Genomic DNA, 9,588 nt, shown 5'->3' on the forward strand with positions numbered 1-9,588 from the left:
CGGCACTCAACCGAGCAACCCCGACAGTCTGCCATACGGGACCATCCGGCCGCCAATCGGGAGCGAAGACTGTACCCCACGTCACGTACGGACATGCGCCGGGGCGCTCGCGCGGGGGACGGCCGCCCCCGCCGCCTCACCCCAAGCGCCGTGCCCGCTCGGTGAGATGACGACGTTCCGGGGCGCTGGTCGTACGGCGTGCCGCCTCCCGGTAGGCCTCCGCCGCGGTCTCCTTCTCACCGAGGAGTTCGAGCAGATGGGCCCGGGTGGCGAGCAGCCGGTGGTGCCGGGCGAGCCGCTTGTCCCTCGCGAGTTCGTCCAGGAGCGCCAGCCCGGCCGCGGGGCCCTCGACCATCGCGACGGCCACCGCGCGATTGAGGGTGACCATCGGATTCGGCCCGGTCCGCTCCAGGAGCTCGTAGAGCGCGAGGATCTGCGGCCAGTCGGTGTCCCCGGCGGTCTCCGCCTCGTCGTGCACGGCCGCGATCGCCGCCTGCAGCTGGTACGGACCGACCTGGCCCCGGGGCAGGGTACGGCTGATCAGCTCGACGCCCTCCGCGACGAGCCGGCCGTCCCACCTCCCCCGGTCCTGCTCCGCGAGCGGCACCAGCTCGCCGTGCGGTCCCGTGCGCGCCGGCCTGCGGGCGTCCGTGAGCAGCATCAGGGCGAGCAGACCCGCCGTCTCGGTGTCCTCGGGCAGCAGCCGGTGGAGCAGCCGCGCGAGCCGGATCGCCTCGGTGGACAGCTCGGGCGCGGTCAGCGCCTCGCCGGCGCTCGCCGTGTAGCCCTCGTTGAAGATCAGGTAGAGCACGTGCCGGACCTCGGCGAGCCGGGCCGTGCGCTCCTCCCCCGGGAGCGCGAGCGAGCCGCCCGCCGCCCTGATCGTCTGCTTGGCCCGGCTGATGCGCTGCGCCATCGTCGACTCGGGCACCAGGAACGCGGCGGCGATCTGCGCGGTGGTGAGACCCCCGACGGCGCGCAGGGTGAGCGCGATCCGGCTGGGCGGGGACAGCTCCGGGTGACAGCAGAGGAAGAGCAGGGAGAGCGAGTCGTCCCGGTCGCTGCCGGGAGCCTCGTCCGCGGCCCGGGCGAGGAGCTCGGAGTCCGGGGTGGCAAGCGCCACGGCGTCCTCGCGGCGCCTGCGGGCGGCCTCGCTGCGCACCAGGTCGACGAACCTGCGGGTGGCGACGGTGACCAGCCAGCCGCGCGGGTTGTCGGGGACGCCGTCCGTCGGCCACTGCTGGGCGGCGGCGATCAGCGCCTCCTGGGCGGCGTCCTCGCAGAGGTCGAAGGTGCCGTACCGGCGGACGAGCGCGCCGAGGACCTGCGGCGCGTACGTCCGCAGCAGGCCCTCGACCTCGGTGGAGCCGCTCACACGTCCGCCGAGGACTCGTGCAGGACCGGCCACAGCTCGACGGGGTCCGTGTCCGCGAAGGGCATGTCCGCGGCGATCTCCTGGGCCCGCTCCTGGCTGTCGCAGTCGAGCAGGTAGAAGCTGGCCAGGTACTCCTTGGTCTCCAGGTACGGGCCGTCGGTGACCGCGGGGGCGCCGCCCTCACGCCGTACGAGCTGGGCGGCGGCCGCGTCGGCGAGTCCGTACGCGCCGATCAGCTCGCCGCTCTCGCGGTACTTCCTGTTGAAGGCCTCCTGCCGGGCGATCGCCTCGGGCCAGGCCTCGGCGGGGAAGGCGTCCCACTTGGCCTGGTTCCCGTAGATCATCGCGACGTACTTCATCGTGGGTGTCCTCCCCGTCCCGCGCGCCCCTGTGGCGTGCTGTCACCCCTTGGTCGGAGCCGGCGGCCGGTCCTCGACATGGGCCGACAGCGATCTTCGAAGATTTTTCCGGCGGCCGAATCCTGTCAGGCAGGAGCCGGTCCGTACACAACCCCGGGCATCGAACATTCGTCTTACAGGCGACCGCAATGCCCAGGGGACGGACCGTGTACGTGACCACAGCACCCCGCCGGCGGGCGGTTCTCGCCGCCGCCCTCGCCGTCACCTCGGCCGTCGCCGGGTGTTCCGTGCCGGAGCCGCGCAGGACCTCGCCGACCGTCGACCCCGCGCCCGGCAAGCCGATCGCCTCCGCGCGGACCCGGCGGGCGCTGCTCCTGCAGGTCGCCGCGCACCCCGACGACGACCTGTACTTCATGAACCCCGACACCCAGCGTCTCCTCGACGCCGGGGTCCCGCTCGTCTCCGTGTACGTGACCGCCGGCGAGCACACCGGCCGGAACCGGATCAAGGGGATGCCGGAGACTCCCCCGGACCGCGCCGCCTACTCCTCGGCGCGCCACCAGGGCCTGCGCCAGTCGTACGCGGCGACGCTCGGCCTGCCGATGTTCACGCCCTGGCAGCGCGAGGTGCTCACGCTCCCGGGCGGCCGGCGGGCGGAGATCGACACCCTCGTCCACGGCCGGAACCGGATCGAGCTGGTCTTCCTCAACCTGCCGATGCACACGAACCGCCGCTACATGGCCCTGCCGGCCCTCTGGCACGACCGCGCCCTGGAGCTGCGGACCCACCTGTCCACCGGTTCCCCCGTCACCCGCGCGGACACCTACGACTACGACCAGCTGGTCGGCGTCCTCGTCGGACTGTTCGGCCGCTACCGGCCCACCGTCGTGCACACCCTGGACCCCGACCCGGACATCCAGCTCAGCGACGAGGCCACCCGCAGCCGGGACTCCGAGCAGCCCGGCTACTCGGACCACGGCGACCACACGGCGGTCGCGTCGTTCACCTGGGCCGCGCTGAGCCGCTGGGTCTCGGACGCGGTCCGGGACGGCGAACCCATACCGGCGTTCACGACGACCGCCTTCCGCGGCTACTACAACCGGCACTGGCCGAAGAACCTCCCTCCCCAGGTGCTCAGGGCGAAGGCCGCCCGCCTCGTCCCGTACGGCGGCGACCCCTCCTGGGAGTGCGGCAACCCCTCGGGCTGCGGCGACTACGGCGTCGGCGGCGAACGGCCGCTCACCAACCGCAAGGGCTGGGTCCGCTCCACCCACCACCGCTGGCCCACCGCGGGCCCGGCGCTCGCCGAGCGGCCGGACGGCCGCCTCGCCGCGTACGGGGTGCTCGGCCTGCGCGCGGTCCGCTGGCTGGAGACGGCGCCCGGCGTCTGGGGCGAGCCGACGGATCTCGGCGGCGGCCCGCTCGCCCCCGCACTCGGCTCGGCGGTGCTCGGCGACGGCCGGGTGCTGCTCTTCGGGGTGCGGTTCTCCGCGATCGACGGACACGGCGGGCGGAACCGGCGCGAGCTGGTGCTCCTGGAGCAGCGCTCCCCCGGCGGCCCGTTCCTGGCCTGGCGCGGGCTCGGGAACCCGGAGCGCACGGACGACCGGGGGCGCCGGGTCGGTGCGCCGGTGGCGGTCGCGGCGCCCGACGGCCGCGTCCATCTCTTCGTACGGAACGCTGACAAGAACGTCTCGACCCGGGTGCGGGCGGCGGACGGCTCCTGGAGCCCGTGGCGGACGCTCCCCGGGGCGGCCGAGGTCCAGGACGGACTCGCCGTGTCGCTCGACGCCGCGGGCCGGGTGCACCTCCACGCGGCGGGGCGGGAGTCCGTACGGCACTGGGTGGACGGGGTCGAGCGGATCGAGCCGCTGCCGCTCTCCGGGTCCACGGTGGCGTCGGCGGGCGGCGACCTCTACTACCGGCGCCCGGCGGCCGGGGAACTCCTCGGGCCCGGCGGCGACGCCGGTCTGGACGGGTACGGGGGTGTGGTCGCCGCCCGCTCCGCGGCGCTGGGGACCGTGCTGCTGGGCACGGACCCGGACGGCCGGGTGCGGGTGCGGGCCGGGAACCGGGCGTGGACCCGCTCGACGGGGGCGCCGGCGGTGTCGGCGGCGCTGCACCTGCGCGCGGACCGGGCGACCGTGGTGGGCCTCGGCGCGGACGGGCACCCGTGGAGCTGGCGGCCGTAACCCCTCCGGACATGCGAGAAGGCCCCGCACCGAAAGGTGCGGGGCCTTCTGCTGCAGCTCGTGGAGCTACCAGGTCAGATCAACGATCAGGCGTTGATCTTGACGACCTGGCCGGCGCCGACGGTCCGGCCACCCTCACGGATGGCGAACTTGAGGCCCTCCTCCATGGCGACGGGCTGGATCAGCTCGACGGTCATGGAGGTGTTGTCGCCCGGCATGACCATCTCGGTGCCCTCGGGGAGGGTCACGACGCCGGTCACGTCCGTGGTACGGAAGTAGAACTGCGGGCGGTAGTTGTTGAAGAACGGGGTGTGACGGCCACCCTCGTCCTTCGACAGGATGTAGGCCTGGGCCTCGAAGCTGGTGTGCGGCGTGACCGAACCCGGCTTGATGATGACCTGGCCGCGCTCGACGTCCTCGCGCTTGATGCCACGGAGGAGCAGACCGACGTTCTCACCGGCCTGGCCCTCGTCGAGCAGCTTGCGGAACATCTCGATGCCGGTGACCGTGGTGGTGGTCTTCTCGGTCTTGATGCCGATGATGTCGACGGTCTCGTTGACCTTGAGGACACCACGCTCGATACGACCGGTGACGACGGTGCCACGACCGGTGATCGTGAAGACGTCCTCGATCGGCATCAGGAACGGCTTGTCGACGTCACGCTCGGGCTGCGGGATGGACTCGTCCACCGCGTGCATGAGGCCGAGGAGCTTCTCGCCCCACTCCTTGTCGCCCTCGAGGGCCTTGAGCGCCGAGACACGGACGACCGGAAGGTCGTCGCCCGGGAACTCGTACTCGGAGAGGAGCTCACGGACCTCGAGCTCGACGAGCTCCAGGATCTCCTCGTCGTCCACCATGTCGGCCTTGTTCAGGGCGACGACGATGTACGGAACGCCGACCTGGCGGGCCAGGAGCACGTGCTCCTTGGTCTGCGGCATCGGGCCGTCGGTGGCGGCAACCACGAGGATCGCGCCGTCCATCTGCGCGGCACCCGTGATCATGTTCTTGATGTAGTCGGCGTGACCCGGGCAGTCGACGTGCGCGTAGTGACGCGACTCCGTCTGGTACTCGACGTGCGCGATCGAGATCGTGATACCGCGCTGGCGCTCCTCGGGAGCCTTGTCGATCTGGTCGAAGGCCGAGGCCTCGTTCAGGTCCGGGTACGCGTCGTGCAGCACCTTGGTAATGGCGGCCGTGAGGGTCGTCTTACCGTGGTCAATGTGACCGATGGTGCCGATGTTGACGTGCGGCTTAGTCCGCTCGAACTTTGCCTTCGCCACTGAATCCTCCTGCGGAGTGGTTCTGTACGCCTTGCTCATCGGCGCCAGGTGATCTTTGCTGGGATGCCATCCGCCGGGACCCGAACCCTCGGGTTTCGGGGGCTGAGCCCCGGCGACTGGTGTCAAGCCTAAAGCGTGAACTCGGAAGAGTTACTCGCCCTTGGCCTTCGCGATGATCTCCTCGGCGACGTTCCGCGGAACCTCGGCGTAGGAGTCGAACTGCATCGAGTAGCTTGCGCGACCCGAGGTCTTGCTGCGGAGGTCGCCGACGTAGCCGAACATCTCCGACAGGGGCACGAGGCCCCGCACGACGCGAGCGCCGCTGCGCTCCTCCATGGCCTGAATCTGGCCACGGCGGGAGTTGATGTCGCCGATGACCTCACCCATGTAGTCCTCGGGCGTGACGACCTCAACGGCCATCATCGGCTCAAGGATGACGGGGGAAGCCTTGCGCGCGGCCTCCTTGAAGGCCTGCGAACCGGCGATCTTGAACGCGAGCTCGGAGGAGTCGACCTCGTGGTAGCCACCGTCGAGAAGGATGACGCGGACGCCAGTCATCTCGTAGCCGGCCAGGATGCCGAACTGCATGGCCTCCTGCGCACCCGCGTCGACCGAAGGGATGTACTCCTTCGGGATGCGGCCACCGGTGACCTTGTTCACGAACTCGTAGGAGGCGTCGCCACCCTCGATGGGCTCGATCGCGATCTGCACCTTGGCGAACTGACCGGTACCACCGGTCTGCTTCTTGTGGGTGTAGTCCACGCGCTCGACGGCCTTGCGGATCGTCTCGCGGTACGCGACCTGCGGCTTGCCGACGTTCGCCTCGACCTTGAACTCGCGACGCATACGGTCGACGAGGATGTCGAGGTGAAGCTCGCCCATACCACCGATGATGGTCTGGCCGGTCTCCTCGTCCGAGTGGACCTGGAAGGAGGGGTCCTCCTCCGCGAGACGCTGGATGGCGACACCCAGCTTCTCCTGGTCACCCTTGGACTTGGGCTCGATGGCGACCTGGATGACCGGCGCCGGGAAGTCCATGGACTCCAGGATGACCGGGTTCTTGTCGTCGCACAGCGTCTCACCGGTGGTGGTCTGCTTGAGGCCCATGACGGCGACGATGTCGCCGGCGCCCACCGAGTCGATCTCCTCACGCTTGTTCGCGTGCATGCGGTAGATCTTGCCGATGCGCTCCTTCTTGCCCTTGACGGAGTTCAGCACCGCGGTGCCGGCCTCCAGGCGACCGGAGTAGATCCGGACGAAGGTGAGCTTGCCGAGGTGCGGGTCGCTCGCGATCTTGAACGCGAGGGCCGACAGCGGCTCGTCGTCGGACGGCTTGCGCTTGACGACAAGCTCGGCGTCCTTGACGTCGTGACCCTCGATGGCCTCGACGTCGAGGGGCGACGGCAGGTAACGGACGACAGCGTCGAGCAGGGGCTGAACGCCCTTGTTCTTGAACGCGGTGCCACAGAAGACGGGGGTGACCGTCTTCTCGCCGTTGCCCTTGCCGGAAGCGATGGTGATACGACGGACAGCCGCGTACAGCTGCTCCTCGGTGGGCTCGACACCCTCGAGGAAGAGCTCCATGAGCTCCTCGTCGTTCTCCGCGACGGTCTCGACCAGCTTCGCGCGCCATTCCTCGGCGAGCTCCGTGTGCGAGGCCGGGATGTCGACGACGTCGTACATCTCGCCCTTGCTGGCCTCGGCGGACCAGACAAGCGCCTTCATGCGGACCAGGTCGACAACGCCCTGGAAGTCCATCTCGGCACCGATGGGGAGCTGCATGACGATCGGGACGGCGCCGAGGCGGTCCACGATCATGTCGACGCAGCGGAGGAACTCGGCGCCCGTACGGTCGAGCTTGTTGACGAAGCAGATACGCGGCACGCCGTAGCGGTCCGCCTGACGCCAGACAGTCTCGGACTGGGGCTCGACGCCGGCCACACCGTCGAACACGGTGACAGCACCGTCGAGCACGCGCAGCGAACGCTCCACCTCGACGGTGAAGTCGACGTGACCCGGCGTGTCGATGATGTTGATCGTGTGATCGACATTCTCGAGCGGCCAGTGGCAGGTCGTCGCGGCAGACGTGATCGTGATGCCGCGCTCCTGCTCCTGCTCCATCCAGTCCATCGTGGCAGCGCCGTCGTGGACTTCACCGATCTTGTACGAGACACCGGTGTAGAACAGGATCCGCTCGGTGGTGGTCGTCTTGCCCGCGTCGATGTGAGCCATGATGCCGATGTTGCGCACCTTGGCAAGGTCAAGCGAAGTGGTAGCCATATCGGCTCAGTCTTCTCTCGGTCTCGATGTGGGTTGCGACTACCAGCGGTAGTGCGCGAAGGCCTTGTTGGACTCGGCCATCTTGTGCGTGTCCTCACGCTTCTTGACGGCCGCACCGAGGCCGTTCGAGGCGTCGAGGAGCTCGTTCATGAGGCGCTCGGTCATGGTCTTCTCGCGGCGGGCGCGGGAGTAACCGACGAGCCAGCGGAGGGCCAGCGTGGACGCGCGGCCCGGCTTGACCTCGATCGGCACCTGGTAGGTGGCGCCACCGACACGGCGGGACTTGACCTCGAGGGCCGGCTTCACGTTCTCGAGAGCGCGCTTCAGCGTGATGACGGGGTCCTGGCCGGTCTTCTCACGAAGACCCTCCATGGCGCCGTACACGATGCGCTCGGCGGTGGAACGCTTGCCGTCCAGCAGGATCTTGTTGATCAGCGAGGTGACAAGAGGAGAGCTGTAGACCGGGTCGATGATGACCGGGCGCTTCGGGGCGGGGCCCTTACGAGGCATTCTTACTTCTCCTTCTTGGCGCCGTAGCGGCTGCGAGCCTGCTTACGGTTCTTGACGCCCTGCGTGTCGAGGGAACCGCGGATGATCTTGTAGCGAACACCCGGCAGGTCCTTCACACGGCCACCGCGCACGAGCACGATGGAGTGCTCCTGCAGGTTGTGACCCTCACCCGGGATGTAGGCCGTGACCTCGATGCCGCTGGTCAGACGCACACGCGCGACCTTACGGAGGGCCGAGTTCGGCTTCTTCGGGGTGGTCGTGAACACACGCGTGCAGACGCCGCGACGCTGAGGGGAACCCTCAAGTGCGGGCGTCTTGTTCTTCTCGACCTTGTCCTGCCGGCCCTTCCGGACCAGCTGCTGGATCGTAGGCACTACTTCTCCGGTTTCTGTGTGCCGTCGGTGAAACTAACCTGGAACATTCGCCGACCCACGCGGTCGGGTGTGTCGAATCTCGCGGACCTCTCCACCAAGGCGGAAAAGGCGCGGATCACGGTGGCCGATATATGACTCGCCTTGCGGTTGAGGACACGCACGCGAGCCCAGGCACACCCCAGGCACAAGGCTTGAGCGTACCTATCGCATGGACTCCGGTCAAAACAAATGCCCACGCGCACGCGGTCCCGGCCGGGGAAGGCCGGGACCAGGCAAGATCGCATCGGGCCGGGGCCGCCCCGGGCGGGACCGGGGGTCGGCCCGGGGCGGGACCGGGACCCCTCCCGGGCGGGACCGGGTCAGTCCCGCGCCGTGCGGCGGGGTTCGGGGGCCTCGGTGGGCCCCTCCGCGCCCGCGTCGGGCTCCAGGAACTGGTTGACGACCTTGACGAAGACACCCATTCGGTCGTCGGGGACCCCCAGCCAGCGCGCGAAGTCCTCCATCGACGGCTGCCAGTCGCTCGGCGGCAGCAGATCCGCCGCCATCGGGAGCTCCTCCGGGCTCACGCGGCCGGACCGGATCAGCATGTCGCGGACCGAGACCCCGAGCAGCGGGGCGATCCTGCGCATGGTCTCCAGGTCGGGCATGCTCTGCCGCTGCAGCAGGCGCGTCACGGCGGCCCGGTGCACCCCTGCCTCGTCCGCGATCCGGGACTTGCCGCCGCCGCGCGGGCTGTCGATGTCGTAGCCGCGCTGTCGCATCAGCCCTTCGACCCAGCCTGCGAACTCATCCAGCCCACGAGTGGTCATGTACAGCTCCTCACTCCACTCCTCCAGGCGCCCAACTCTAGCGTGCTTGCGCGCACAGAATTACTTGGTTTCGGGTACGCAACGTGTCGAAACGATGAAGGTCACCCCCAGGGGGCGCCACAAACTTGTTGCGCGCCCGCACGCAACATGTAAGTCTGGCTCGCCGCCGCACTCGTCGGCCCCCCGAGCCCCAACGGCCCCATCGGCCCCATGGAGTTCGGGGAGCCCCGGACCGTGGAGAACCTCTTGTTCCAGCCCGACCCCACCCCTTGGCAGGCCGACGCCGCGTGCGCCGACCTCTCCCCGTCCGTCGTCTTCGCCCGCCGCGCCAAGGAGGCGGCCCCGGCGCTGCGCGCCTGCGCCGGCTGCCCCGTCCGCCGTCTCGCACTCGCGGCGGACGGGGCAGCCG

The 9,588-nt window shown here is 69.7% G+C and carries 9 protein-coding genes; 2 read left to right on the forward strand and 7 right to left on the reverse strand.

What is annotated here, in order from left to right; all coding sequences use genetic code 11:
* Window positions 1-136 precede the first annotated feature (136 nt).
* Entirely contained in the window at window positions 137-1,375 is a 1,239-nt protein-coding gene (locus AOK00_RS03700) for an RNA polymerase sigma factor (protein ID WP_055598864.1), read from the reverse strand.
* Window positions 1,372-1,734, reverse strand: a complete 363-nt coding sequence (locus tag AOK00_RS03705) for a YciI family protein (RefSeq protein ID WP_055598865.1) — start codon at window positions 1,732-1,734, stop codon at window positions 1,372-1,374. Before AOK00_RS03705 ends, AOK00_RS03700 begins: the two co-directional genes overlap by 4 nt.
* Window positions 1,735-1,922: 188 nt before the next feature.
* On the opposite strand from AOK00_RS03705, the gene AOK00_RS03710 reads away from it, so the two are divergent.
* On the forward strand, window positions 1,923-3,926 hold the full coding sequence (locus AOK00_RS03710) for a PIG-L family deacetylase (protein WP_055598866.1): 2,004 nt from the start codon (window positions 1,923-1,925) through the stop codon (window positions 3,924-3,926).
* 86 nt (window positions 3,927-4,012) lie between these two features.
* Here the strand turns inward: AOK00_RS03710 and tuf are convergent, their stop codons facing one another.
* From tuf to AOK00_RS03735, 5 genes are all read right to left on the reverse strand, one after another.
* On the reverse strand, window positions 4,013-5,206 hold the full coding sequence (gene tuf, locus AOK00_RS03715) for an elongation factor Tu (protein ID WP_055598867.1): 1,194 nt from the start codon (window positions 5,204-5,206) through the stop codon (window positions 4,013-4,015).
* A gap of 150 nt (window positions 5,207-5,356) precedes the next feature.
* Window positions 5,357-7,486 carry an elongation factor G gene (fusA, locus tag AOK00_RS03720; RefSeq protein WP_055598868.1) on the reverse strand — a complete coding sequence of 710 codons (2,130 nt, stop codon included), beginning with the start codon at window positions 7,484-7,486 and terminating at the stop codon, window positions 5,357-5,359.
* Window positions 7,487-7,525: 39 nt separating this feature from the next.
* On the reverse strand, window positions 7,526-7,996 hold the full coding sequence (gene rpsG / locus AOK00_RS03725) for a 30S ribosomal protein S7 (RefSeq protein ID WP_015035567.1): 471 nt from the start codon (window positions 7,994-7,996) through the stop codon (window positions 7,526-7,528).
* Between the two features lie 2 nt (window positions 7,997-7,998).
* On the reverse strand, window positions 7,999-8,370 hold the full coding sequence (gene rpsL / locus AOK00_RS03730) for a 30S ribosomal protein S12 (RefSeq protein ID WP_003948652.1): 372 nt from the start codon (window positions 8,368-8,370) through the stop codon (window positions 7,999-8,001).
* A gap of 359 nt (window positions 8,371-8,729) precedes the next feature.
* Window positions 8,730-9,179: a helix-turn-helix domain-containing protein gene (locus AOK00_RS03735; protein ID WP_055598869.1), complete on the reverse strand. Its 450-nt coding sequence runs from the start codon at window positions 9,177-9,179 to the stop codon at window positions 8,730-8,732.
* A gap of 210 nt (window positions 9,180-9,389) precedes the next feature.
* On the opposite strand from AOK00_RS03735, the gene AOK00_RS03740 reads away from it, so the two are divergent.
* The coding region (locus AOK00_RS03740; RefSeq protein WP_254047227.1) for a WhiB family transcriptional regulator at window positions 9,390-9,588 on the forward strand (199 nt) is incomplete at its 3' end.

The sequence above is a fragment of the Streptomyces aureus genome, assembly GCF_001418135.1.
In the GTDB taxonomy this organism is placed as follows: domain Bacteria; phylum Actinomycetota; class Actinomycetes; order Streptomycetales; family Streptomycetaceae; genus Streptomyces; species Streptomyces aureus_A.

Excerpts from the sequence above, each read along its gene's own strand:
- AOK00_RS03710 (WP_055598866.1), top strand. The coding sequence starts at position 1,923 with ATGCCCAGGGGACGGACCGTGTACGTGACCACAGCACCCCGCCGGCGG.
- AOK00_RS03705 (WP_055598865.1), bottom strand. The coding sequence starts at position 1,734 with ATGAAGTACGTCGCGATGATCTACGGGAACCAGGCCAAGTGGGACGCC.
- rpsG (WP_015035567.1), bottom strand. The coding sequence starts at position 7,996 with ATGCCTCGTAAGGGCCCCGCCCCGAAGCGCCCGGTCATCATCGACCCG.
- fusA (WP_055598868.1), bottom strand. The coding sequence starts at position 7,486 with ATGGCTACCACTTCGCTTGACCTTGCCAAGGTGCGCAACATCGGCATC.
- AOK00_RS03735 (WP_055598869.1), bottom strand. The coding sequence starts at position 9,179 with ATGACCACTCGTGGGCTGGATGAGTTCGCAGGCTGGGTCGAAGGGCTG.